This window comes from Ketobacter sp. MCCC 1A13808, assembly GCF_009746715.1.
Lineage (GTDB): Bacteria > Pseudomonadota > Gammaproteobacteria > Pseudomonadales > Ketobacteraceae > Ketobacter.
The window spans coordinates 566,106-590,442 of the sequence record NZ_VRKW01000001.1 but is presented as its reverse complement, the minus strand read 5'-3'; the positions used below and the strand labels follow the sequence as shown (position 1 = coordinate 590,442).

The 24,337-nt window shown below is 50.1% G+C and carries 21 protein-coding genes; 10 read left to right on the top strand and 11 right to left on the bottom strand.

The window, feature by feature from the left end:
• Positions 1-142: 142 nt before the first annotated feature.
• Complete coding sequence (locus FT643_RS02630) at positions 143-916, top strand: hypothetical protein (protein ID WP_156869116.1); 774 nt, start codon at positions 143-145, stop codon at positions 914-916.
• Between the two features lie 13 nt (positions 917-929).
• Here FT643_RS02630 and FT643_RS02625 read toward each other — a convergent pair whose 3' ends face one another.
• Together FT643_RS02625 and FT643_RS02620 are read right to left on the bottom strand one after the other, a co-directional pair.
• Complete coding sequence (locus FT643_RS02625) at positions 930-1,301, bottom strand: hypothetical protein (RefSeq protein WP_156869115.1); 372 nt, start codon at positions 1,299-1,301, stop codon at positions 930-932.
• 10 nt (positions 1,302-1,311) lie between these two features.
• Entirely contained in the window at positions 1,312-1,677 is a 366-nt protein-coding gene (locus tag FT643_RS02620; RefSeq protein WP_156869114.1) for a phasin family protein, read from the bottom strand.
• Positions 1,678-1,932: 255 nt separating this feature from the next.
• Between FT643_RS02620 and FT643_RS02615 the strand changes: the two genes are divergently transcribed.
• On the top strand, positions 1,933-2,346 hold the full coding sequence (locus tag FT643_RS02615; RefSeq protein ID WP_198043260.1) for a YkvA family protein: 414 nt from the start codon (positions 1,933-1,935) through the stop codon (positions 2,344-2,346).
• 87 nt (positions 2,347-2,433) lie between these two features.
• Positions 2,434-3,246 carry a ParA family protein gene (locus FT643_RS02610; protein WP_156869112.1) on the top strand — a complete coding sequence of 271 codons (813 nt, stop codon included), beginning with the start codon at positions 2,434-2,436 and terminating at the stop codon, positions 3,244-3,246.
• 43 nt (positions 3,247-3,289) lie between these two features.
• Here FT643_RS02610 and FT643_RS02605 read toward each other — a convergent pair whose 3' ends face one another.
• Together FT643_RS02605 and FT643_RS02600 are read right to left on the bottom strand one after the other, a co-directional pair.
• Complete coding sequence (locus tag FT643_RS02605) at positions 3,290-4,702, bottom strand: M16 family metallopeptidase (protein ID WP_198043259.1); 1,413 nt, start codon at positions 4,700-4,702, stop codon at positions 3,290-3,292.
• On the bottom strand, positions 4,699-5,436 hold the full coding sequence (locus FT643_RS02600; protein WP_156869110.1) for a lipoprotein intramolecular transacylase Lit: 738 nt from the start codon (positions 5,434-5,436) through the stop codon (positions 4,699-4,701). The genes FT643_RS02605 and FT643_RS02600 overlap by 4 nt, the downstream gene beginning before the upstream one ends.
• Positions 5,437-5,601: 165 nt before the next feature.
• On the opposite strand from FT643_RS02600, the gene FT643_RS02595 reads away from it, so the two are divergent.
• The gene (locus FT643_RS02595; protein ID WP_156869109.1) at positions 5,602-6,501 is read left to right on the top strand and encodes an ATP-binding protein; all 900 of its coding nucleotides are present in this window, start codon (positions 5,602-5,604) and stop codon (positions 6,499-6,501) included.
• Positions 6,502-6,954: 453 nt separating this feature from the next.
• On the top strand, positions 6,955-7,599 hold the full coding sequence (locus FT643_RS02590; protein WP_317621916.1) for a 3'-5' exonuclease: 645 nt from the start codon (positions 6,955-6,957) through the stop codon (positions 7,597-7,599).
• 55 nt (positions 7,600-7,654) lie between these two features.
• Here the strand turns inward: FT643_RS02590 and FT643_RS02585 are convergent, their stop codons facing one another.
• Entirely contained in the window at positions 7,655-10,600 is a 2,946-nt protein-coding gene (locus FT643_RS02585; protein WP_156869108.1) for an insulinase family protein, read from the bottom strand.
• 236 nt (positions 10,601-10,836) lie between these two features.
• Here FT643_RS02585 and FT643_RS02580 point away from each other — a divergent pair, with 236 nt between their 5' ends.
• Entirely contained in the window at positions 10,837-11,712 is an 876-nt protein-coding gene (locus FT643_RS02580) for a metallophosphoesterase (protein WP_156869107.1), read from the top strand.
• The gene (locus FT643_RS02575) at positions 11,713-12,366 is read left to right on the top strand and encodes a type 1 glutamine amidotransferase family protein (protein ID WP_156869106.1); all 654 of its coding nucleotides are present in this window, start codon (positions 11,713-11,715) and stop codon (positions 12,364-12,366) included.
• Here FT643_RS02575 and FT643_RS02570 read toward each other — a convergent pair.
• Entirely contained in the window at positions 12,325-13,035 is a 711-nt protein-coding gene (locus tag FT643_RS02570; protein ID WP_156869105.1) for a hypothetical protein, read from the bottom strand. The two genes, FT643_RS02575 and FT643_RS02570, sit on opposite strands and share 42 nt — an antisense overlap.
• A gap of 179 nt (positions 13,036-13,214) precedes the next feature.
• On the opposite strand from FT643_RS02570, the gene FT643_RS02565 reads away from it, so the two are divergent.
• Positions 13,215-14,360 carry a CaiB/BaiF CoA transferase family protein gene (locus FT643_RS02565; RefSeq protein WP_156869104.1) on the top strand — a complete coding sequence of 382 codons (1,146 nt, stop codon included), beginning with the start codon at positions 13,215-13,217 and terminating at the stop codon, positions 14,358-14,360.
• A 24-nt stretch (positions 14,361-14,384) separates the two neighbouring features.
• On the opposite strand, the gene FT643_RS02560 is transcribed toward FT643_RS02565, so the two are convergent.
• The gene (locus FT643_RS02560) at positions 14,385-15,035 is read right to left on the bottom strand and encodes a Crp/Fnr family transcriptional regulator (RefSeq protein WP_156869103.1); all 651 of its coding nucleotides are present in this window, start codon (positions 15,033-15,035) and stop codon (positions 14,385-14,387) included.
• Between the two features lie 198 nt (positions 15,036-15,233).
• On the opposite strand from FT643_RS02560, the gene xthA reads away from it, so the two are divergent.
• Both xthA and FT643_RS02550 read left to right on the top strand, forming a co-directional pair.
• Complete coding sequence (gene xthA, locus FT643_RS02555; RefSeq protein ID WP_156869102.1) at positions 15,234-16,058, top strand: exodeoxyribonuclease III; 825 nt, start codon at positions 15,234-15,236, stop codon at positions 16,056-16,058.
• A 27-nt stretch (positions 16,059-16,085) separates the two neighbouring features.
• Positions 16,086-18,539 carry a DNA polymerase II gene (locus FT643_RS02550; RefSeq protein WP_317621915.1) on the top strand — a complete coding sequence of 818 codons (2,454 nt, stop codon included), beginning with the start codon at positions 16,086-16,088 and terminating at the stop codon, positions 18,537-18,539.
• Positions 18,540-18,555: 16 nt separating this feature from the next.
• On the opposite strand, the gene FT643_RS02545 is transcribed toward FT643_RS02550, so the two are convergent.
• From FT643_RS02545 to FT643_RS02530, 4 genes are all read right to left on the bottom strand, one after another.
• Positions 18,556-19,416 carry an acyl-CoA thioesterase gene (locus tag FT643_RS02545; RefSeq protein ID WP_156869101.1) on the bottom strand — a complete coding sequence of 287 codons (861 nt, stop codon included), beginning with the start codon at positions 19,414-19,416 and terminating at the stop codon, positions 18,556-18,558.
• A 117-nt stretch (positions 19,417-19,533) separates the two neighbouring features.
• Positions 19,534-21,627 (bottom strand): TRAP transporter large permease subunit, encoded by a 2,094-nt coding sequence (locus FT643_RS02540; RefSeq protein ID WP_198043258.1) that lies wholly within the window; start codon positions 21,625-21,627, stop codon positions 19,534-19,536.
• A gap of 299 nt (positions 21,628-21,926) precedes the next feature.
• On the bottom strand, positions 21,927-22,946 hold the full coding sequence (locus FT643_RS02535) for a putative solute-binding protein (protein ID WP_156869099.1): 1,020 nt from the start codon (positions 22,944-22,946) through the stop codon (positions 21,927-21,929).
• A 97-nt stretch (positions 22,947-23,043) separates the two neighbouring features.
• Entirely contained in the window at positions 23,044-24,096 is a 1,053-nt protein-coding gene (locus FT643_RS02530) for a hypothetical protein (RefSeq protein ID WP_156869098.1), read from the bottom strand.
• Between the last annotated feature and the right edge of the window lie 241 nt (positions 24,097-24,337).

The following is a 24,337-nucleotide window of genomic DNA, read 5'->3' as shown; positions in this document are numbered from 1 at the left end:
ACTGGCCAAAAAAATCGGCTTATTATACCTTGGAGCTTGCAGATTGCTTGCGATATTTGCTCTTATTCACAGGGGCGGCCGATGGTGTTACATTGAGCTTCGGCGCCGAAAGAACAATAACTAATCTACTGGGTATCTCGCATTGGCTACAGAGTCTGACAACCACGAATCTATGATCCGTTACTTGGTATTGGAAGTTCTGGAGGGGGCTGTGAATCTGGCGCTATCCTACGAACCCATGGCGCAAGAGCGGCTCAACGACCATATAGGGCGCGTCTTGCGGGTTAAAACGACAACGCCAGACTGGATGTTTTTTCTGGCAATTTGTGAAGATGGCATACAGATTTTCTTTGAATACGAAGAGGTTGTCGACGCGCGTATTACCCTGCCGTCCACCTTGCTCACTCAATATGTCTTAGGCAGCAGTGCGGAGAGTATCACCGATGCGGAGGGGGTACGGGTCAGCGGAGACCAGGCGTTTCTTAATGAGGTCCTGCAAATTGCTTTAGATTTCAGCATCTGGAGCCTAGTTAGGCGCGTGTTAGGCAGCTGGTTGCCAGAGTTTGAAGGTCTTACCGGTTTAATGGACGCGCTGAAACATCACGATCCGGCCTGGATAGACCGGCTCGAGCACCTGCCTCAGTTGGCCAACGAGACCTTAATGGCCGTGAAGGCACAGGGGCAGCTGATTCATCAGCAGATGAAAGAAATTGAGTCAATCAAGTTGCAATTGGCAGCAGACAAGCGCACCAATCGTATCAGTACCATCATTGGCTTCTGTCTGATAGTCGTGGCATTTCTGGCTCACAATGGCTACTTACAGGTATTTCAGTTTGATGGCACGTCGCTGGATACGATGATTCTGCTTATTTTATCGATGGTGATCCTGATACCGCGCATGATCAGCGGCCGGTAGATAGCCCCCACACTTAGTTATCTTCATCCAGCGGTGTAGCTCCCGGTCTTCTGCCCGGTTTGGGTTGGCCTTTGGTGGTTGTGCGAGGCCGCGTTGCCATCTTCAACCCATCGCCCATGATATCGAGCCCGGTCTTGGCGATACTTCGGGTCGTGTCACGCAAAACTTCTCTTGATGGCAGTGATTTGAATCCTTCCATAACCCCCTTTTTAACCCGCGCTTCTACTTCTGGACCGACCTCTGCTTTAATCCGCGCGATTGCTTCAGACAGTTCATTTTCGAGCCGGTGTTTAAGGCGTTTGTTAAAGATGTATTGGGCCAGGCCCAGAGTAAAAAAACTGCTGAGCAAGGCGGTGGCAATGATACTGACGGCTAATTCGGTCATAAGAGATTCATTATTGTTTTTCTAGTTCTACACTGATTTTCTCTAGTGCAGCGGCGAGTTTATCGATCTTGTGGTTCAGCATATCCAGATCCGATTTGCGGCTTATACCCAATCGGCCCAGGGTTGAGGATACCCGCAGATCAAATGCGCGTTCAATTCGATCCATGGTTTGGTTTGCCCTGACTTTCAGTTCATCCAGCCGGGAGTCGGGCACCGCTTCGATTTCTTTGGTTTGGTTTTCTTTTTCAAATAGCTGCCCTTTGTAGACCAGCTCATCGAAGTGTTCATTGCCACAATCTTCCATCATTGAATAGGCACCCAGGCCGGCTAACCAAATCTTATTTGATTGGCGTTTGATGTCGTCGGTTTTGCTCATTGAGTGGTCCTTTTCGATCAGGAAAAGCGAATATATTGAAATGCATCCATTCCGTTAATGTTAACACCGGATTGGAATTGGCGCTAAGTGGCCATTAAGGTGGTTAGGCGCTTTTCTTGTTATAGTTGAGAATAAGCTATTGGCAAAATCCATTTAGGTCAAGTGCCGCGAATGTTTGCAAGGTGGCCGCAAGCTTGTTTCAATGTTGGCACCGATTTATTTTCACGCCACCTATTAATCAGGGAGCTGCCCTCTATGCCGGTGAAGTTATCCGATTACAAAAGTGCTTTTAACCCGTCACGGGTAATGCCGAAATTGAACCGGGTATTCGCCAGCGCCGGAGTCGGCGTTGTATCCCGGGTATTACAGCTTTATTATCTGGCAAAATCCCCTAACGTCCCTGTGTGGACCAAAACTGCCATTTTTGCCGCATTAGGTTACTTTCTCGTGACGCCGGATGCGATTCCGGATATTACGCCGGTGTTGGGTTTTACAGATGACCTGGCGGTTCTAACCACCGTGCTCAGTAGCCTGTCGGTGTATATTACTCCGGAAATACGCCTCAAAGTTTCGCAGCGACTGCGGGGTTGGTTTGGCGACTCGGTGCAGGATGAAATGACGCTTATTGATCCGGAGAGTCCCGAAAAATGGTCGGATAGCAAGACATAAGCCCTTGCCTTCTATAAAATGACGTATCTTTTTGGCCAGCAGAGCGTTAGGCCGGAATCGGACTAGCACTAGCACGGGGAATACAAAATGCGCCGAGTCGTATTTAATCAGAAAGGTGGTGTAGGTAAATCCAGTATTGCTTCAAATTTAGCTGCGATCAGTGCTCAACGCGGATTAAAAACCCTTTTAATCGATTTGGATTCCCAATGTAATTCCACCCAGTATTTGCTGGGCCGGGATTTTGAAACTGGGGAATCGGATATCGGTGTGTTCTTTGCCCAGACTCTTTCGTTTCGCCATCGTCATAAAAGAAGCCTTGAGGAATTTATTACCCATTCCAAATATGAAAACCTGGATGTGATTGCGGCCAATCCGGAGTTGGGTGAGATTATGTCGCAACTGGAAGCGAAACATAAAATATTCAAACTGAGGGATTCCCTGAGCAAGTTACGTGGCTATGATGCTGTTTATATTGATACGCCTCCGGCCTTTAATTTTTACACATTGTCGGCGCTTATCGCTGCGGACAGTTGTTTAATCCCGTTTGACTGCGATGAGTTTTCACGTCAGGCCTTGTACAATCTGATCGAGAATGTGGAAGAAACCCGCCAGGACCATAACGATGACCTGGAAGTCGAAGGCATTATTGTCAATCAGTTTCAACCGCGGGCCAGTCTACCTACCCGTATGGTGGATGAGCTGAAAGCCGAAGGCTTGCCTATTTTGGGTGCTTACATTTCTTCTTCGGTAAAAATGCGGGAATCCCACGACTCGGGTATACCGCTGATTCATCTGGCGCCAAAACACAAGCTGACAGAAGAGTTTGTGACGTTATTTGAAATGCTGCATCCCGGCTTTGCAGTCAATGCAAAAGAACCTGAAAAGAAAGAAATAGTCTAGCGCGGCGGAGTGCACTACGGGTCGAGTGCATTCCTGTTTTGCTTCACGATTGATTTCGTTTGCGCAGGCGCCGTAATAGCGGCCAGATCATGGCTGTCACCACCATGGATATCAGTACGAACTGTAGCACGGTCAGATAGAGTGATGGCCTGACATGAGTCGCGATCAGCGGGTTTGGTGGGAATCGGGTTGCAATTACCTGATTCAGCTTCCCGGCGTTCACCTGCTTTATGTTCGCCACAAAATCCGGCATCTTGCCTGTTTCCCGAATTTGAAACCGATTACGTCGATAGATGCTGGCTAGCTCATCGTGATCCCGCTGCTTGCTTTCAAACTCCAGAACAAGTTTGGCTTTGATTCTTTCCACATCCTTTTCCGGAATACCTTTTTTTTGTAATTGCTGATATAGATCCACAAATGATTGCTGCGCCTCAGGTAGCCAGCGCGATGTGGTTTTGGTGGTCGCTTCGATATAGCCATATCGGGTTGTATTGTCCAGGTGGGCTCGAGGTGTGTATCCCAACCCTTTTGCGCCACGCACTTCATAGTAGAGTTGTTCACTGAAGTACTCGGCAATGATCTCGTAGTAGTCAGCCAGCGGGTCGGTGCTGCCGACGCCGGGTAAATAGAGGTGCAGATTGGCTTCCGGGTTAAATAATGCGTTTCGGGCATTAATGGTTGCGTAATCCGGTTGCCAGCGCGGGATAGGATTGTGTTTCGGTTCTGGCAACATCGGCAAGGCCATAAAACGCGACCCAATCAGCTCCAAAATTGCTTGTTCGTCGAAGTGGCCGATTACGATGAGTGTCATGTTACTGGCTACGTAGTGGTCCCGATACAAGGCTTTAATGTAATCCAGTCGCAGATGATCGGGGGAACTTAGGTTATCGCAATATAATTCGGTGCCTTTGAATAACTGGGCCTTGGCCATTTCCGTCAATACAGGAATGGGTTTACCAAACGGGCTGGTTGAGTTGCTGTTGGAGCCCTGTTCGGCATGAATGATCTGTTTTGAAGTAATGAAATCCTGTTTATTGAAACGAGGTTCGGAGATGACGGAGTGCAGTGTATCCAGTGCGATGTCCGGATAATCGGAATGCAGGGAGATCGTGTAGTAGGTGCTTTCTTCCCGCGTGTAGGCTTTGGTTTTTCCGCCCAGGTTGCGTATTCGCTGGCGTAATGTTTTGCGATCGAAACGGGTAGTGCCTTCCAGTAACATATGTTCCAGCAAATGGGGTGCTTGCCGGTCTTTGCAGGAAAAGTCCTGTAGTCCCAGATTTACTACCAGTTGTGCAGTGAAGGTGTCGCTGTCGTCGCGGTGATGAAAAATGACGTGCAGGCCATTGTCCGCGGTAAAGGATTTCACCTGCATCAGTTTATCCGACATAGAGCGGCTTTCCGCTGATAACGCCGGTGCCATCAGAATACCGAAAAAGCAGATCAGAATCCGTATCATCGAATTATTTTGTAAGCAGCATACTGAAACAACGCAAAAACCAGGATAGCTATTACTGCCCAAACACCGGCAATAAAACCAAATAGATCCGGCGCTTTCATCAATGTGGTCATCAGTGAATCCTGGTAATAAAAAAACCATTGATGATTGTCCGGAAAAATTTTCGTATGGAGCCAATAAAATGTTTGGGTCGGCCCAATGATGAACAATGCCAGCCCCATTAGGCAGAGTACGATAATGGAGCCCAGTGCAATTTGTGTTGGTTTTGGTGGTGAGAGCCCTTGTTTACGGTAATACAACAACATAATTATCAGCACCATAATGCTAAAGATGGCTATGCGATTACACAAACTGATCAGGTTGGCCACGTCCTGCAGGTGGACCACTTCCGGTTTGCGTAATAGTGTATGGGTTTCGTCTTTGACGGTCTGATAGGAAATCGACTCCAGTCCGCGGCCTCCATGCTGAACGGCATCGGCGATGTCCGAGAAAAGGCGTTTGTGCTGGCTTGGAGCGGTAAGTTGAAAATCGGGCTTGTAGCGGTTTTGCGGGCCGTAGGTCTGAATATGTTGTTCAATGTTCAGTAGGCGGTAACCGGAGGTGTATCCAAAATCGGCCCAGGCTGCTAATTGCCAGGCGCTCCACAGGGATACTATTAATAGGCTTACGGTGAGCATCGTACCGCTGGAAATGCGGATAAACAAAGGAACCCTGTTTGATGGCGTACTAGGCATAGACAGTCGCTTGTGGCCGGTTATCTTAAGTGATTATTTTTTTCACCACAGGATACTGTATGTGAACGGTCAGGGGAAACGCTGTAACCATTTACTTCCGCTGCTGTTAATATGCTGCAGTAAGTTGAAATTGTTGACACTATTCTGAAAGGTTAAATTGAATTCATGAAACCATTGTTGTTTTTGCCACGACTGGTAGAAAAGTTAGATCGTCTTGCGGATAGGGTTGAGCTACTGCTACCGAGGCCGGTGAGTCCGGTGGATTGGGGGAGCACCCATGCTGCATTGTGGCGGCAGCAGCGCTTTGGCGGTCATTTGCAGGCGATTGGCGAAACCCCGGATACGGCATTGAAAGATGTATTGGGTGTCGACCGGCAGAAAGAACAGATCGAAAAAAATACCCGGCAGTTTGTGCAAGGCCTGCCGGCAAATAACGTGCTGCTGACAGGATCGAGGGGAACCGGCAAATCGTCATTGGTGCAGGCGCTTTTGAATGAATTTGCCGGCCTTGGTTTGCGCATCGTGCAGGTAGACAAGTCTGATCTGGCCGACCTGATGACAATTGTGTCTGCTTTGGACGGCGAGCCTTACCGCTTTATTCTATTCTGTGATGATTTGTCTTTCGAGGCTCAGGATGAAGGCTATAAAGCCATGAAAAGCGCGCTTGATGGCGGCTTGTACGCTTCTCCGGACAATATTCTGATTTATGCCACCTCGAACCGCCGCCACCTTATACCGGAGTACAAGTCGGATAACGATGGGGCAAAGGTGGTGGATACCGAGATTCATCACACCGAAGTGGTGGAGGAGAAAGTATCGCTGTCGGATCGTTTCGGGCTATGGGTGTCTTTCTATCCCATTAACCAAAGTATGTATCTGGCTATTGCCCGCCACTGGATGCAAAGACTGGGAGCACCTCATGATCTTGCACCAGAGTGGAGCGACGAGTTACAGGTATTATGCGTACGCTGGGCCGATAACCGTGGTACCCGCAGCGGTCGCACGGCCTACCAGTTTGCCCGTCAGTGGGTTGGGCAACGGCTGTTGTCCCATTCTGATACGTAAATTGGGCGGACCAGTGATTTATTTTACGCCCTTGGACGAAGAACTCAGGGGCGGACTTTATCAAGTCATCAACAGGCTTGATCAGCGGCGTAACGAGCCGTCATAAAACCGTCAAAATAAAGCCGGATAAGGATGTAGTGTGGTAACGTGCTGAAAATTCACCTGTATCGGCTTGGTTAATTTACAAACAAAAACCTGTCCTACTATATTAACCGCGGTTCACAGGGAGTTAACCCAAATCAATCCCCAGAGTTATCCACAGAAATTGTGGAAAAAACAGGACTGATTTGGGGGAGAATCGGGGCTATACTGCTATGATTACTTAATAGTCAGTTTAATGTTCTAAAATAGTAGGGATCATGTGCAATCATGTCATCTCTATGTGGTCCAATTGGGGGCAATTCAGTGCCAAGCCTGAGTCCCTCAATTACTCGATTAGATATGGAATTAAAGATGTCGTTTATTAATGGCAAAGCGAGCGCTTTTGGATCTGCTGCTTTTGATTCGGCGGATAGGAAAGGGAATGGAACAAAATCATCCAACAGTAAATGGATGAAATGGGTAAAGGCAAGAGCGTTGGTGGAAACTCCGATTATTCTAGACATTGAAGCGTCCGGCTTCGGCTCCGGTAGCTACCCGATCGAAATCGGTGTCGCAATGCCGGATGGACAACTTTATGTATGGCTCGTAAAGCCCCATGAGGATTGGACCCATTGGCAAGACAGTGCGGAACAGATTCATGGCATCAGCCGTGAGCAGTTACAACGTGATGGTCAACCATTACGCGAAGTGGCAGACGAGCTCAATGAGTTGCTGGCGGGTAAGACGGTGTTCAGTGACGGCTGGGGTGTTGATCGTGGCTGGTTAGCGTTGTTATTTCATGATGCCGGTGTGCTACAGGGCTTCAAACTGGACGCCATTTACGGGTTGCTGGACGAAGATGAGCTGGAGCAGTGGGGTACCAATCGGGAGAAAGTATTGGCTATCACCGGTTTTATTCCCCATCGTGCCGGCACCGACGCGCTCATTATTCAAAAAACCTATCTTTACACGATCGATTCTGAAATCGACCTTTTGAACGGGCCTGCCCCGGTTTAAGTGTGGTCAAAAGATCCGGGGCTTCCGGCTGAAGCGGAAATCCCGGCGGTTCGGATTAAATGGTATGTATCTGGTAACCAGATAAATGCGCGCTTTGCCAAGCTGGCTTGTGGGTGATCACGGCGACGCTGGCCAGGTCCGGTTTCAGATACGTTTCAGCAACTCGTTTTAAGTCCTCGACCCGAGTCGACAACACCCGTTCGCGAAAGCGGTTTTGAAACGCATCATCGCGTCCGAACCAATGGCTCTGAAAAGCCTGTTTGGCTTCACCCGCCGGAGACCCGGGTTTATCCAACGCGCCGATGACTCCCAGAATAGCTTCTTCCAGTGGTTGATAGCCATGCTCTTTGCTTAGCAACCATTCGATTGATTTATCGAAATCCTCCAGGGTGCCCTGGAGTCGGGGATCGCGATAGGAGTAAAAGCGAAACGCTGCAATATTGGGTTCCTGGGAAGCCCCACCACCATAAGCTCCCCCTTGTTCCCGGATCGTCCGGTGTAGATAGCCGTTCCTTAAGAATCCGCCCAGCACTGAGAGCGTCGCTGAATCGGGGTGGTCCGAGGGCACCGTGGGATAGGCTTTGGCGCAGAAGTTCACCTGGGTGCTGGTGAGCCAAGCCTGTTTAATCTGTTCGCGGACAGAATGGAACGCAATAGGCTCCGCGTTGCCTGCGGCACTGGTCCATAGGCTATTGATGTACGCTCCGGTACTTTCAGTCGCATCTTGTTCAGCGACCACAACAAACTGTCGTGAGCTGCTTCGCAGGGTTTGCGACAGCGCGTCCAGACGCTCACTTAGTTGTTCCACTGAGGCGGATTCATTCAGGCTATGATCAAGGTCTTTGATCGCCCTGATTCCCGCTAGACCACCGATCTGATGAGATAATTGGGAGGTTGGATTCATACCGCTGCTGGCCGCCATCATTGCCAGAGCGTGCCCTTGTCCGGTGATGCTCTGGTCGAGTCGGGAGCGTTGTTGGGCTACCAGTTCGCGCAGGTGTTCCAGTTCATCAAAGCGTGGTTGCTCAATGATCTGGTGCATCAGGTCAGCCAATGCATTGCTGTTGCGTTTTAATGCCTTACCGGAAAAGGTCAGCAAGCCTTTCACACTTTGTTCATCGTCGATAGCGCCGCGTAGTACCGAATAACTGTAAACCCCGCCACTGACTTCGTTTATGCGGTCCTGAATAGTGAGATAGTCATCGGCACCGGCTCCGAGCTCTCCGGTAAAACGGGTCAGGAGTGGCATCAGCTGCAGTTCATCTGTGCTCAGTTGCGGCAGTTCATAAAGAACCTGCTGATAGACCAGACCGTTGGTGCCGCGGGAGTAGAGAGAATGTTTTCCGGAGGCTTGATCCTGTGTAGTACATGTGGGCATTGGAATGGCCGCTGGTACGTCATCGAGTCCCACTTTGGGCAGTACGGATTCGTCTTCCTCCAGTTGTTGGCGCTCTTCCAGTTTCCTGGCCAGATCGATGATAGATTGTTTCTGCGTGGCATCCAGGCTGGCTTTTAACTTGTGTAGCTTGGCTTTGATCTGGTTTTCTTTGACCGATTCCATGTCGGTATCGGGTTTCATAACAAGACGAACCTGGTGTGGATTATCCAAGAGCCAGGTCTTAACCAGTTGCTGTACAAAGTCAGGTTGTTTGATTTCTTCACGCAGCTTGTCCAGCACGGGATCCAGATTCAGTAACGCAATCGGGTCGCCGCGATGCATGGCGGTGGATATTGCGCCCATCATAATTTGTAAGCCGTAAGGGTAGCTGTCGCCACCGATTTCCCGTTGGCTTAATTCCAATTGATGGAGTGCCGCTTCGAGCCGGGATTGACTGACACCGTTGTCAGCGACTTCCTTTAATACCGCCAGTATCCTGGTCTCCAGTTCGTCTGCATGGGCGGGAGAGCTGCCTTCAAGGCCACACATGAAAGCCATTTCCCGGTTGGAATCTTCCAGGCCGCAAAGGGGCGAGGGTGATGTGCCCAAACCACAGGTTTCCAGCAATTTGCGTAGTGGCGCTGCACTGTTGTCCAGCAATACATCGCTCACTAGCTGAGCTTTGAGCTGGCTTTCCAAGTCAATGCTTTCACCCAGCAGCCATGCCATTACGATATGGGTTTTATTGTCGACACTGTCGTTCTCGTCCAGATCGGTACCGTATGCGGTTTCCACTTTCAAGGGCGCTGCGTAACGTTTTTCATCGCTTACCGAGATAGTCCGGTCCAGCGCCTGAAAACGATGCAGTGCCCGTTCATGGAAGGCCTCTTGCAACTCCGCCGCTGGCATATCGCCGAAGGTCATAAACACGGCATTACTGGGGTGGTAGTGGGTCTGATAGAAGCGTTTCAGCTGTTCGTAACTCAGGTCCGGAATGGTTTCCGGGTCGCCACCGCTGTTGTGATGATAGGTGTTTGTGGGAAAGAGAAAATGACTCAGCCGGTCGTATAGTACGCTGGTGGGAGCGCTCATGGCGCCTTTCATTTCGTTGTATACCACGCCTTTGAAAACCAGTTCGGAATCCGGGTTTCCGGCTTCCGCAAATTCCAGTCGGTGTCCTTCCTGGGCGAAATCCAGTGGATCCAGACGCGAGAAGAATACGGCGTCCAGATAGACGGAGAGCAGATTATCAAAGTCTTTGGGGTTTTTGCTGGCGAATGGATAGGCCGTCCAGTCGCTGGCGGTGAAGGCGTTCATAAAGGTGTTTAACGATCGCCGTATCATCATGAAGAAGGGGTCACGTACCGGATACTTTTCGCTGCCGCACAATGCGGTATGCTCCAGAATATGGGCCACGCCGGTGGAATCCGTGGGCACCGTTCGCAGTGCTACCAGAAACACATTTTCGTCATTGTCGGAGGCGATATGGTAGTGCATGGCCCCGGTAACCCGGTGTTGATATTCAGAAACCAAAACATGTAATGAATCAATCGATTCGGTGCGTAGCCATTCGAAACTGGAGTGGCTTAGCTGTTGCTTTTGCGGGTCGTTGTAACTGCTCATTTCACCTTCCGTTCAGCGGATGCAGAACAGGCTGGATTCCAGCGAGCGCCTTCATGGAATCGACCACCAAATTCTGTAGAATTTATCTTTTCATAATATTTCACCCGGCCCCCTAATTGCAAACGTCGGCCCCGGACTGGACCGCCTAAGTGGCTGCTGCAGTTATGAAATTCGTCCGGACTGTGAGACAGTAGCCATTCAGTTAACCGATATAGAAAACCGCTTTAGGTCGTTGCATGATTCCATCCCGCGTTTGGGTGACTTCGGACATCCACATTGATTACCAAGACAATTTTGACCAACTGGTGGCATTCGCCGAGCAAGGCCATCCCGGCGATGCGCTGATTATTGCGGGAGATGCCAGCGACCGTATGGAGAAACTGCAGGCGTTATTTGAGGCTTTAGTTCCCAGATTCCGTCACGTACTTTTTATTCCTGGTAACCATGAGTTGTGGGTAAAACGTAGCCAATTCAGTGATTCCCTGGAAAAATTCCACGCGATTCGGGCGTTATGCGAGCGCTGCGGGGTCAAGAGTGGGCCTCTGCAGTTCGGGGCATTTCACAAGGTGTGGCTGGTGCCCTTGTTCTCCTGGTATGACGACAAAGATCAGCCTAAGCACAGTTTGTACGTTGAAAAGGATTACGCGGCAGACCGCACCGATGACATCTGGGGTGATTTTGTCCATGCCCGTTGGCCGCAAGGCCTGGATCAGCCGCTGGCTGAATTGTTTGCCGACATGAACGAATCGTCGCTATCCCGTCAATACCCGGACCCGGTTATCAGCTTTAGCCATTTTCTGCCGCGACAGGATTTGATTTTTCACAAGGCGGTGGAGGAATCCCTTCGCATGGCCCGGCATTTCGATCCCTTACCGGAATTCAATTTTAGCCGGGTGGCGGGCTCAACCCGTATCGAAGAGCAGCTAAGGCGTTTGGGCAGTGCGCTGCATATCTATGGCCACCAGCATCGTAATCGCCTGCGCAACGTGGATGGAGTGACTTATTTTTCACATTGTATGGGGTATCCCAAAGAGCGGGAGCGTGGACATGTCAGCGCCGACGCTACCAAGCCTGCCTGTGTTTGGCGCGATGATACCGGGTTTTGTTTGTAGATGGCTGCCACAATGTTGTTGCTCGCCGATAGTCAGTTGTTATTCCGAACGTCGGCCAAGGCAGAATTGAAACAGCGGATTCACAGCAGCTTGGGGTTTTCTCAAACCGCGAAACCGGGTCAATCACCGGTGCGGGTTGCTTATATCGGTGCAGCCAACCACAACGAACCGACGTATTCTGAATTGGCGCAGGCCGCATTTGAGACACTGGTTCCTGCTGCAATGGATTTTGTGTTGATAGGTGACGAACAGGACCTTCCGCTTGAGCTTTGCCAGATAGTGATCCTGGCCGGAGGCAGTGTCAGTCGAGGCTGGGATTTTATTGGCAACAAAAAAATTAGAGCTTGGTTGCAGCGCTGCCGCCAGCAGCAGAACAATCTGTTTGTGGGTGTGTCTGCCGGTGCGTTGCATTTGGCCGGGGGGTGCGATCCGGAGCTGGGGCTAAGGGAGCCGCCGGTGCAGCGCTATCTTGGCTGGTTTCCCTTTAATGTTGTCGTGCATGAAGAGTTGATTGGCTGGCCTTCGGCGCAGGTTTCAATGCGTCAACAGCCTGGGTTTCCGGTGGTCGGGATACCGATGGGGGCCGCAATATGGGTTGAGTCCGGCGAGTGGTCAGCGCTGGACTCCGGTGGCGCGATTATCCGTTTGAACTAGACGTGGGGCATAGCCCTTGGAGGAGATCCGGATCACCAAGATGAATAGCGCCAGCCAGGCAATACTTGTCAGTAAAATCATTATGCCGCTCAGGCGGAATAAGCCGAGCAGCGTACAAAGCGTGACAGCCGGCAGCACGCAGCTGGCGACGCAGTAGGCTTTTGCTAGTGCCCCCTTGCTCCATAAATAGGGGCAAAGGCAGAGCATGGAAATGGATATAAACAGAAACTTGGTGCTGGCAAAGAGCCGGAGCAGCCAAAAGTCCGGTGCCGCTCCTACCCCCAAAAGCGCGTCGGTGAGCTGCAACAATTGCCAGTTTTCCGCCCAATCTGCACTACAGGCAACGGCGGCGCAAATAATGCCAACCAGATTCAGAGCGTTTCGCTCGCTACTCCAGGCACCCATATTAGCGAACAATAAAAATGCGCTATAAACCAATGCGAATACCAGGTCCAGGTGATGCCCGATATCGTAGTTACGGATCATGGCCGGATCGGTGCCCAGTAAAGTGGAGGCTTGTGAAAGGGAGCCTGCAAACTCCAGGGCAAGCACAGGAATGCGAAATTCGGTGGAGGGGTTGGCGACGTCGAAGCGGTAGAACAGGGCGATCACAATGCTGAGAAGAATGATCAGTATGCCTGCAGCACCAGAATATCGAAATTCCTTCATTGCTGATTCCATTACACGATCCCCGTTATAATGGCAGCCCGTTAGGCGCAGGCCGCTTATCTAATCCCACGCAACGGTGGAAAAGTGCCGTCGGGTGGTCCTCGATCCTGGGTGTATTTGATGGTTTGCGCGCTCAAAATAACATAAATTTACATTGTAATCTAAGGTTAGGTTCGCTTATGGGTAACCCTTTGTCGGGATTGCTGGTGGTGTCGTTGGAACAAGCCGTTGCCGCACCCTATGTTTCTTCGCGGCTGGCGGACGCCGGCGCCCGTGTTATCAAGATCGAACGTCAGCAGGGGGATTTTGCGCGCGATTATGACACGGTGGTGAAAGGGCAAAGTGCCTATTTCGTTTGGTTGAACCGGGGCAAGGAGTCTTTGGTACTGGATATCAAACACGGCGAAGATGCCGGTTTGCTGCGGGAGATAATCGCGTCTGCCGATGTGTTTATTCAAAACCTTGCGCCCGGAGCTGCGAGCCGGGCGGGCTTCGATAGTGCCGAGCTACGAGCGTGTTACCCGCGCCTGATTACCTGTGATATCAGCGGATACGGTGAGGAAGGGGCATACGCTAAGCGCAAGGCGTATGACTTGTTAGTGCAGGCTGAAACCGGCCTCTCCATGATCACCGGTTCGGAACATGCCCCTGGCAGAGTCGGCGTGTCGGTGTGTGATATTGCTGCGGGTATGCATGCTTGGGGTGGCATATTACAAGCGTTATACGAACGTGAGATAACAGGCCGTGGGCAGGGCGTTAAAGTGTCGCTGTTCGATGGCATGGCGGATTGGATGACGGTACCGTTGTTGCATCACCGTTATGGCGGTGCAGCGCCTAAAAGGGTGGGGTTGAACCATCCGTCGATTGCACCCTATGGAGCTTACACATTAGGAGATGGCTCGCGCATCGTAATTTCAATTCAGAATCAGAGGGAATGGAAAAACTTTTGTGACACCGTGTTGCTACAAGCAGCGCTGGCGACACAGCAAGACTTCGCGAACAACGATGCCAGGGTGCGCAACCGCATGGCTCTAGATCAAATTATTAATGGGCTATTGGGTGTTCTACAGCAAAAAGACGTGGTTGACCGTTTGCAACAGGCACAGGTTGCTTTTGGCATGCTAAATACAGTGAAAGATTTATCGGAGCACCCGCAGTTACGTACCTGCTCAGTACAAACTCCCGCCGGAACAGTTGATCTTGTGGCGTCTGCAATCCGGCGTAGTGCCGGCTCGGATAACGAGGAAGCACAGGCACCATTTAATCCGGTACCGGAAATTGGAGAACACTCGGACTCGATCAGGGCGGAATTCCAGAAAGACTGATTCGATTCAGCGGCGGTAATGTTGTTAGTAGCTGTCAGGCAGTTTTTTCAGAATACGGAATTGTTTGCGTTCGATTTCAATATAGCCGCCGGTCGCCAGGTCTTTCAGAATACGGGCAACCATTTCTCGCGAAGAGCCGATGCGGTTTGCGATATCCTGTTGAGTCAGTTTCTCTTCAATGATGGTCTCGCCGTTCTTTTCAATGCACAGATCGAGTAATGTTTTGCGGATGCGACCATATACGTCCTGCAATGCGAGCGTTTTTACATTATCGGTGAGCTTGCGGATGCGATTGGCAAGATTGCGCAATAGCACTAATGCAATACCGGGATGATTTAACACAACTTTGCTGAAGTCTTCTTTATATAAAATGGAAAAGGTCGATTTGTCGGTTGTGATGACAGAGGCTGAACGGGTCTCGTCATCGAGTAATGATAACTCACCGAAATACTCACCGGGGCCCATAGAGTTGAGTACAAACTCGCGACCATTTTCGTCGCTGACGTAAACTTTTACTTTTCCCGTGCTGCAAATAAACATGGCATTGGCTTGATCGCCTTCGTTTATGATGACGGTGTTCTTTGGATAGGTTCGCGTTATGCAGAGCTCTTGCAGGGCGGACATTTCCGCTTCAGGAAGGCCTTCAAAAATAGAGATGTGGCTAAGATCAGTCATTCAGAGCACCCTGTCGGTGATTTTTTAATCAATTTTTATTGTTTGCAGAAGTTGAATTGCAACCAACTCTATCGACGTCAGCCATTGTAGTGCCTAAGTATGGTTAAAGAAAGGCTGGGCGCATCCTGTTAGAATTGTTCACTGAATCAATGTGCAAATTATCACTTTTTCAATCAGTTTAGCTTTAGCGAGGAATAAATGAAGTTTGTTTCGTTTAATACCAATGGTATTCGTGCCCGCATGCATCAACTTGAAGCACTGCTTTCCAAACATAATCCCGATGTGATCGGCATTCAGGAAACCAAAGTCGATGACAGCTTGTTTCCTGAAGCCGAATTAAAGGCAATGGGGCTCCATGCAGAGTGGTTTGGACAAAAAGGACATTACGGTGTGGCATTGTTATCCCGCCAAGCGCCGGTGTTGGTTCAGAAAGGGTTTACCGGGGATGATCCAGAGCGGCAAAAGCGTCTGATTATGGCGCGTTATGAAGTGGATCAAGGGGAACCGGTTACGGTTATCAATGGTTATTTTCCTCAAGGTGAAAGTCGGGATCATCCGGAAAAATTTCCCAATAAAAAATGGTTTTATAGCCAGTTGCTGGAGCAACTGAAGGCGGAGTTTACGCCGCAGCAAAATCTGATTGTGATGGGCGATATGAACGTGGCACCGCTGGATGCGGATTTGGGTATTGGCGCAGATAATGTTAAGCGTTGGTTGCGAACCGGCAAATGTTGCTTTCTTCCGGAAGAGCGTGAATGGTTGCAACTTATTGCGGACTGGGGTTTAACTGATACCTATCGGGTACAAAATCCGGACGTGGATGATGTGTTTTCGTGGTTTGATTATCGCAGTAAAGGTTTTGAGCGTGAGCCGAAACGCGGATTACGCATAGATTTGATTTTGGCGACCGAAGCGATGCTATCCAGATTGCGCGATACGGGTATTGATTATGATATCCGCGCCCTCGAAAGGCCGAGCGATCATTGTCCGGTCTGGGCTGAGTTTGATTTTAAAGGCAAGTGAAATTGCCTGAAGGTGTAAGCGGCATCAGTGGAGACGATTAGCGGGCTGGTATTAACCCGGCAGTGGCGTGAACAGGCGGACGGGTTATGTCTGATTTATTGGATATATACGGATCGTGGTGCCCGTAAGTTGGTCATTGGCCAGCAGGAAGCGGTGTGCTTTGTCGGCTCTGAACAAGCGGCTCAATTAGCGGATTTGCTGCCGGGGCAAACCGGTTTCCGACTGCGCCAATTGGCGTTGAAGTCCTTCACCAATGTGCCGGTACACGCAGTTTATTTCCGCAGTCAGCGATTGTTGCACCAGGTTCGGGATCTTTGTGAGCAACGGGGTATTACCTTGTGGGAAGCTGATATCCGAACCGTTGACCGTTATCTTAGCGAGCGATTCATTACCGGCGATCTGCGCGCGATGGTGGCCGCTACTGACAGTGATGACAATCCAAATCCGAAATTGATGCGTTCCGATCCCGGGCCGTTGAATCTGCTGTGTGCGTCGGTGGATATCGAAACGGCTATGGATGGGTCGCAGTTGTATTCGATCGCGGTGCATGCATTTGATTCCGAGCAGACTCGGATTAAACAGGTTTTCATGCTGGGTTCTCCCCAGGTATTTGCTGACGAAGACTTTGCAGTCCGCTGGTTCGATTCGGAAGCGGATTTAATACGACGCTTTCTTAATTGGTTCCAGCACTTGGATCCCGATATTGTCATTGGTTGGAACGTCATTAACTTTGATTTGCGGTTTTTGCAGAAACGCTGTGATGAATTAAAAGTAGCATTCACTTTGGGGCGGGGCGAAGAACTTGCGGAATGGCGTCAGGCAAGGGATGAAAACCAGCATTACTTTGTGCTGATACCGGGGCGGGTAGTTTTGGATGGTATTGACACCTTGAAAGCGGCCACCTGGAGCTTCGAATCGTTTTCTTTGGAAACTGTTGCCAGGCAGCTTCTGGATCGTGGCAAATTGATCCACGATGTGGACAACCGCGGTACCGCCATAACCGATTTGTTTCTTAAGGATAAACTCGCGCTGGCCCGTTATAACGTGGAAGATTGTTGTCTGGTCTCGGATATTTTCGAAAAAGCGGATTTGCTGAACTTTGCAATCGAGCGTACCCGCCTGACCGGTTTGCCTATGGATAAAGTAGGGGGATCAGTCGCGGCATTTGAAAATCTGTATTTGCCGCGTTTGCATCGTGCAGGGTACGTGGCACCGAACATCGGCGAGGTCCAGAGTGACATCGATGCGCCCGGCGGTTATGTGATGCAATCACAACCGGGACTGTATGAGCATGTGTTGGTGTTGGATTTTAAAAGTCTGTATCCCAGCATTATCCGGACGTTCTGTATTGATCCCCTGGCCTTGATAAGCGGTCGTTTTGAAGCGGACCGGAGCGACTTGTGCGCAAATGTGTTTCAACGCGACTCCAGTGCGGAGCCGGATGTTCGGGATAGCGATTGGGTGCCCGGTTTTCATGGTGCCGTGTTCAGTAAAACCAACCATTTGCTACCAGACATAATAAAAACCCTTTGGGACGCAAGGGATCTGGCAAAACGGCAGCAAAACGCACCACTATCGCAGGCGATAAAAATCATAATGAATTCGTTTTATGGCGTGCTTGGAACGCCGCTGTGTCGATTCTTCGATCCACTGCTGTCCAGTTCAATTACGTTGCGTGGTCACGACATTATGCTGCAAACCCGTTTGCTGATAGAGGAACGTGGTAACAAAGTAATTTATGGCGATACGGATTCGGTTTTTGTTTGGTTATCACAGGCGCGTTCCGGTGCAGAAGCAAAACGCAGCGGTGTGGCATTGTCTGAGTACCTGAATCAATGGTGGACGCAGCAATTAAATAAGTTATTCGGTCTTGAAAGTTGTCTGGAGATTGAGTTTGAAACCCATTACCGGCATTTTTTTATGCCGACGATGCGAGGGTCAGACGCAGGCAGTAAAAAGCGTTACGCAGGTTTGATCGAAAGCATTGATGAACAGCAAAATCCAACTGAAAAACTGGTCTTCAAAGGTTTGGAATACGTGCGTACTGACTGGACACCGTTGGCACGACGTGTTCAATACGACGTTTGCTGGCAGGTATTCCATCAACAGGATCCGCTACCTTATTTGCGCCAGGTCATTGCCGGTTTGACGGCAGGAGAACTTGATCAGGAGCTGATATATCGAAAACGTATTCGGCGTAAATTGGTGGACTATAAAAAAAATGTTCCGCCGCACGTACAGGCGGCCAGGAAAGCGGATGCATGGTTACGTTCGAATCACCGGCAGGCCCGTTATCAGCGGGGTGGTTGGATTAGCTATTTAATGACGTTAAACGGGCCGGAGCCGATGGAGCATCACCCCTCTGCATTGGATTATGAACATTACCTGGATCGTCAGCTTGCGCCAGCGGTGGATGGACTACTGCAGTGCCTGGGTACCTCCGTCGAGAATTTGATGCGGTCCCAGCTTAGCCTGTTCTGAGATTAGGAGCGCTAATTTATTTACGTACGCGCATCAGCCCTTCCTGGCACACGGAAGCGACCAGTTTGCCGTGCTGAAATATCTGGCCCCGGTTAAAACTGCGGGCGTTCATGGCACAGGGGCTTTCCATATCGTAGAGCAACCATTCATCGAGCCTGAACGGATGGTGAAACCAGAGCGTGTGATCAAGACTGGCGGCCTGTAAACCAGGGTCGATAAAAGAAAGTCCGTGGGGCATCAGGCCTGCGCCGAGCAACCCGAAATCAGACGCATAAGCCAGTAGTGATTGATGTAAGTTCAGATCGTCTTTTACTTTGCCTACGGCCTTGAACCACACCTGTTTGCGTGGTGCTTTAGGTTCCGGGTCGATAAAGTTAACCGGGTCCACTGGACGAATTTCGATGGGGCGCTTTTGCACGAAAGCAGCACGAATTTTTTCGTCCACGCGATCTGCGATGCGTTGCCGCAGTACATAATCGCATTCCAACTCTTCCGGCTGCGGTACAGACGGTGCTTCAGCGGTCAGGTGTTCCAGCCCCCGTTCGACAATCTGATAAGAAGCCGACATATTAAAAATCGCCTCACCATGCTGGATGGCGACAACACGGCGGGTGGTAAAGCTGCCGCCGTCGCGGATACGATCAACTTCGTACACGATAGGGGCTTGCATGTCTCCCGGGCGCAGAAAGTAGGCGTGTAATGAGTGACAGAAGCGTTCTTCTTCCAGTGTCCGGGTGGCTGCCACCAGGGATTGGCTGATTACTTGCCCGCCAAATACGCTATGGCCACCGATATCCCGGCTTTTACCGCGGAACAGGTTGAGTTCGATACTTTCCAGATCCAACAGGTTAACTAGCTCGTCTACCAAATTGCTCATAGTAACACCTACTTCTTCGGGTCGTATTTTTGCTGAATTAATATCGCTCAAATAAAAAGGCGACCTCACGTCGCCTTTCAGTATAGTGAATAGATTCACATTATTTGAAGATTTAGATCAGAATAGCTGCTGATACACCAACGGACCAAACGCGACCAGCACCAGGGCGATGCTCATCACGGTGAGTGGAAGCATGTAACGTTCGTGGCGTATCCAGAAGCTTTTACCGCGGGTTTCTTCCTTCGCTCTTTCTATCTCCTCTTCACCGACAACTTGTCGTGTAAGCAGGTGATTCACTGCAACCGGCGGGCTCAGATACCCCAATTCAAAAGCGACCAGTGTAATCATCCAGAAGTGCAGCGGGTCGATGCCTTGTTTGTAGGCCGCTTGTGCAACGGTTCCTGAAACCAGAATGATGGCTCCGAACGGATCCATAATCATGCCGACGATTACCAGCGCGAGCACCAGTGCCAACATGGTGGTCCATTGGTTGCTGAACAGATCAGTCTGGTCGGCAAGCTGATCGAATATACCTGAATCTTCGATTACACCACCGACGGTGAGACTGAGCGCCATAATGGAAAGCAAAGCCCCGATGTGCACGGTGGTTTCGGAGGTGGCACCACGAACTGCTGTTTCCAGCGAGGTGGGTCGGACCTCACCTTCGTAGCTTTGGTGTTCTTGTTTCGAGGACTTACTGAAACAGTGCTCGTACACCAGCAGCATCAGAATAATCATCGGCAGTATAATTGGAGCAGTATGTTCATCCAGGTGCGCGTCGAGCAGGAAGGCGTAGGCGGCGGCGGTTACGATGAAAATCAGGATATAGGGTATCAGCGGCTTGAACGCTGCAAGGCTGGGGGCCAGTGCCTCGGATACAGGGGCTACTCGCATCGGGCCTTGTTTTGCCACCAGGGATACCAGAAAGAAAAGTGTAGAGGTTAATATGAAGACCTTGACACCCCAGCCGTACATCATATCGGTGGTAACTTCTTTGTTGAAGATCGCAATCAGTAGCACCAACAGGCAGGGGCGCAGTACGACGCCAAGGCTACCACTCATGGCGGTTGCCGCCAGTGCCAGATTGCGCCGGGCACCGACACGTCGCAACTCGGCATAGACCACTGCACCCATCGCAATGATGATAATGCCCGAGGCTCCGGTGTAGGCTGTGGGTACAGCCATGATGACGACTGCCACGAAGGCCAGTAATTCGGGGGGCAGCTTCCAGGGCTTGAATATGCGGAATATATATTCCCCCAGGAAGGTTTGCTTCAATAGCATACCGACCCAGATATACAACGCGACATTCAGAAACAGCGACGCCTGATCCATAATTTTATCTACGAACAGGACCATACCCTGAGGGTTATCGGTTTGGAAAATAAAAAAGCGCGAAGCGCTGACGGCCATATAACAATAGAGGGGTACGGACAACAGGGCCTTACCGATGTTGCCGCCGGGTAATGCTCTTTGAGGTATTTTAAATAGCTGTACCAGGGAAACCAGGCTGAGCGTACCGAAACCGGCTAAGTAAAACCAACGGATAAATTCATTTTGAATCAGGGTGCCGGATGCCCAGCCGTTGGTAAGATAGCAGTAGGCAGAGTAGGTCAGGGATACATGGGCAAACAACTGAGCGACAATGCCGAACCGGAAATCCATTACCGTTTGCATCGGCCGCAATCCGATATGGTGGTGCGTTAACGTAGTGGTCAGGATGCAAACGAAAAAGACAATGGCGAGGAACGTTTGGGAGTTGTCACGCCGGAATTGAGACAGCACCGACAGTGTCATATCCAGAGCAACAAAACGCTCCACATTCGGGGTTTTTTGCTCAACCACTTTCTTGGCTGCATCGTGTTTGAGCTTGCAGAGTTCCACTTGCTTGTTGAGTGATGTGCGAATGGCTTCTTCGTTAATATCCGCATCGCCGAACATGCCACCGAAAGGATCGTCTTCGGCTTCTTTCTGTTTGCTGACTATGATTTCCTGCAAACGAAGATCGATATCCATATCCGGATCGCAGGAGGGCATGGGTACATCGAGCCGAAGAATTGAATAATCCGGCCATATCTGATTGCCAAGCTTATTGAGCTGGGAATTCAGATTCTCGCCGACACTCAGCAAGAGTACGGCTATAAGTACCAGAAAAACCGGTAACGAGGACGCCCACTCCCGCAGATTACGCCCGAACAGAGTTGCATTCATTGCCCACCACATCTTTTATTGTGATTAAAAATGGTAGTAATTGTAATCGGCACGGCCAATCGGAAAGTTTGTGCTTCCCGAACCCTCAGAGAATTGGCAATACCCAACACTACATATAAACAAGAGCCAAAAATAAGCTCGGAATTATAAGTTTGTCAGTGATTCTGTGCTAGCCATCACAGACAATAAACTAAAAATTAATTCTTACTAGGTATAGTTTTAATCGAATACAGGAATTTTTATTGGCATACGTAAAAAAAGCAGGCATGGCCTGCTTTTTTTAATTGTACATATCTGGATTATTCTCGATCCTTGGCTGTGCACTCCGCCAAGCTTGGATCTTTTTGACAGCGTACTTTGCTCAGGAAAGACAGCATTTTACCGTCATAGAGTTTTTCGTCCCGCATTTTCAGCCGTGATTGACGGAACATTTCGCGATAGCCAGCCTTATCCTCTTCGGGTAACTCCAACCAGTAACTGGGCTTGATACTTTTATCCGCAGCGGCAATTACTTCCATTGCTTTCCCGTATTGGGTGAAGGTATAAGCTCGCGAGCTTTGTCCAAAACCTTCCGGAAAACGGTCTTTGCGCATAACCAGTTGTGCAGTCAGTTGCAAAATCGAAAACTTCACCACTGCGCCATTTTCGCCTAAGCCTTTATAAAGCTCCAGTGCGTTATAGGCGATGGCCGGGGCACCAATAATGTCGACGCTGCCATTGTTGAAGAGTGAGCCGAAATTAGTGATGGAAGCCGACACGGGTGAGGCACCCACGGATTCAATCATGATTGCCTGCGCTTTATCAAAATCCAAAGCAGCCACTTTTTTACCGGCCATTTCAGCAACGGTGTCAATTGTGCGGTCATTGGTGAACAGGTAGGCCGCGCCAGCAGGCAAGATGCCGCCGATTTCATAACTGCCTGAGGTCATGAGTTTTGCTAACTTCGGATCGGACAGATATTGCAGTACCACCTTCATGTGTTCGTGGGTGGGAATGGCGCCAAGGGAGTCCAGTGTGCCGGTAAAGGAGTTAAATTCCCGTGCACGAAGCCCTGTCATGGCGGTGGCATCACAGGAACCGGATTTCAGGTCTTCTGCGGCAATTTTCTCGTCTGTATAGACTTTCATTTCAAAGTCCACACCCCATTTGATTGCGCTAAGACGGTAGTCTTCCATTTGGGACGCAACCGGGCCGGATTTACCCACGATGTCCCAGACACACAGTGTGCGCTTGGGCAAATCGGCTGAGAATGCGGAGCTGCTTAATGCCATTAGACCTGCGGCAACAGGGGTGATTAGTGATTTGAGTCGTTTATTCATAGCCTCGTCCAGAAGTTACTTAATTGTTATTGGGGTTGAGTTGGCATTCATGGCCGGGTTCCTTTACCGGCCGGATGCGAACGCAATCGATGGTTATCTAGAGCAGCTCGTCCAGTAAATTCTGATCGAGTTCTGGTTCTGCTTCTTTCTCATCCCAGAAAGTGCCGTAAGCTCCAATGGGGGTTCTTGAGCCGGTTGCCTGCGTCCACAGGCGGTCGGATAGTTCCAGTAGCAGGTCGCTGCCCATGACATCGACCATGCGGTATTCACGATTCGGTGCCGTGGAGCTGATAGAGTGCGCGTGTTGTTTGATAATGGCTCTGACGCGATCGTTGTTACTGTCGTTGTAGGAGACCAAGCCATCCAGAGCACTGGCGATACGAACCCCTTCCTGCATTCCGATTGCTCGCGCGTTTTCCAGTTCTTGCCAGGGGTCAAGACCCGCTGGCGTCACGCCGGGAACGATAGTCCACAGCGAGGCACGAATGGCTTTCGGCAGCCCCCACCATTTTACATTGTGTTTTTCGTCGTCGAGGCAGGCTACAGCACGTTCTGCCTTGGGGGCGACATTAAAAGGAACGCCGACAGCCATGTCGGACTGTATATCCGCGAGTGCAGCCTGCAAGCCGGAGATCGAGCCCAGTAACCAAATTAATTGTTCAAAATCATTGTCGAACATCGGGCATTCGCCGCCGGGCTCACCTAACGCTCGGCCCAAGGCCTGGTAGCTGCGGAAGTAACGGGCAGCAGCGATGGCATGCCAGCGCTTCGATTCTATGCGGGCATTGGTTGCCTGGGAAATACGTTGCTCACTGGCGAAACGGATATACGCCATTTCATGCTCAAATGCGCGTTGCGATGCACAAGTGCCGCCAACCAATCCCATCAGCGTTTCCAGTTGATCCGGTGGCGTAGTGACAGTTGAAAATGAAAGCAGAAGGGGTGTTAATGCTTCACCCGAAGCACAAGCAATTTTGGAGTCGTCGGTAGTGAGAAGATAGGGCACCATTACATCTTCGCCGATGTTGGTCATGGTGTCGCCGGTTACTTTATAGATCGCGGCGGAACAACCGCTCAGTGCTACAATCCCTGTGAAAATAGCTGCCCTTGCCAAAAGCCTGGCAGATGCACCTCTGATGCTTAAACGCATGAATGGTTTCCTCAGATATTATTATTCTGTTAATACTTATAAATCGATGTACTTTTTATTATTGCATTACTCGGCCATACGATACATTGGTCATACTCCTGAGGCAAGATACTATCAATAATTAAGGTTCTAAATTTACACAAAAAAACAAACGTTTACGGGACTGTATATTCAGGAGAATTTAGCCCGCAATATGTATACAGGTGAGGTGTTCGGAGGCACACTAACCGAATTGTTTTTC

Coding starts and splice junctions, on each gene's coding strand:
- FT643_RS02625 (WP_156869115.1), bottom strand. CDS start 1,301: ATGACCGAATTAGCCGTCAGTATCATTGCCACCGCCTTGCTCAGCAGT.
- FT643_RS02620 (WP_156869114.1), bottom strand. CDS start 1,677: ATGAGCAAAACCGACGACATCAAACGCCAATCAAATAAGATTTGGTTA.
- FT643_RS02615 (WP_198043260.1), top strand. CDS start 1,933: ATGCCGGTGAAGTTATCCGATTACAAAAGTGCTTTTAACCCGTCACGG.
- FT643_RS02610 (WP_156869112.1), top strand. CDS start 2,434: ATGCGCCGAGTCGTATTTAATCAGAAAGGTGGTGTAGGTAAATCCAGT.
- FT643_RS02605 (WP_198043259.1), bottom strand. CDS start 4,702: ATGATACGGATTCTGATCTGCTTTTTCGGTATTCTGATGGCACCGGCG.
- FT643_RS02600 (WP_156869110.1), bottom strand. CDS start 5,436: ATGCCTAGTACGCCATCAAACAGGGTTCCTTTGTTTATCCGCATTTCC.
- FT643_RS02595 (WP_156869109.1), top strand. CDS start 5,602: ATGAAACCATTGTTGTTTTTGCCACGACTGGTAGAAAAGTTAGATCGT.
- FT643_RS02590 (WP_317621916.1), top strand. CDS start 6,955: ATGTCGTTTATTAATGGCAAAGCGAGCGCTTTTGGATCTGCTGCTTTT.
- FT643_RS02585 (WP_156869108.1), bottom strand. CDS start 10,600: ATGAGCAGTTACAACGACCCGCAAAAGCAACAGCTAAGCCACTCCAGT.
- FT643_RS02580 (WP_156869107.1), top strand. CDS start 10,837: ATGATTCCATCCCGCGTTTGGGTGACTTCGGACATCCACATTGATTAC.
- FT643_RS02575 (WP_156869106.1), top strand. CDS start 11,713: ATGGCTGCCACAATGTTGTTGCTCGCCGATAGTCAGTTGTTATTCCGA.
- FT643_RS02570 (WP_156869105.1), bottom strand. CDS start 13,035: ATGAAGGAATTTCGATATTCTGGTGCTGCAGGCATACTGATCATTCTT.
- FT643_RS02565 (WP_156869104.1), top strand. CDS start 13,215: ATGGGTAACCCTTTGTCGGGATTGCTGGTGGTGTCGTTGGAACAAGCC.
- FT643_RS02560 (WP_156869103.1), bottom strand. CDS start 15,035: ATGACTGATCTTAGCCACATCTCTATTTTTGAAGGCCTTCCTGAAGCG.
- xthA (WP_156869102.1), top strand. CDS start 15,234: ATGAAGTTTGTTTCGTTTAATACCAATGGTATTCGTGCCCGCATGCAT.
- FT643_RS02545 (WP_156869101.1), bottom strand. CDS start 19,416: ATGAGCAATTTGGTAGACGAGCTAGTTAACCTGTTGGATCTGGAAAGT.
- FT643_RS02540 (WP_198043258.1), bottom strand. CDS start 21,627: ATGAATGCAACTCTGTTCGGGCGTAATCTGCGGGAGTGGGCGTCCTCG.
- FT643_RS02535 (WP_156869099.1), bottom strand. CDS start 22,946: ATGAATAAACGACTCAAATCACTAATCACCCCTGTTGCCGCAGGTCTA.
- FT643_RS02530 (WP_156869098.1), bottom strand. CDS start 24,096: ATGCGTTTAAGCATCAGAGGTGCATCTGCCAGGCTTTTGGCAAGGGCA.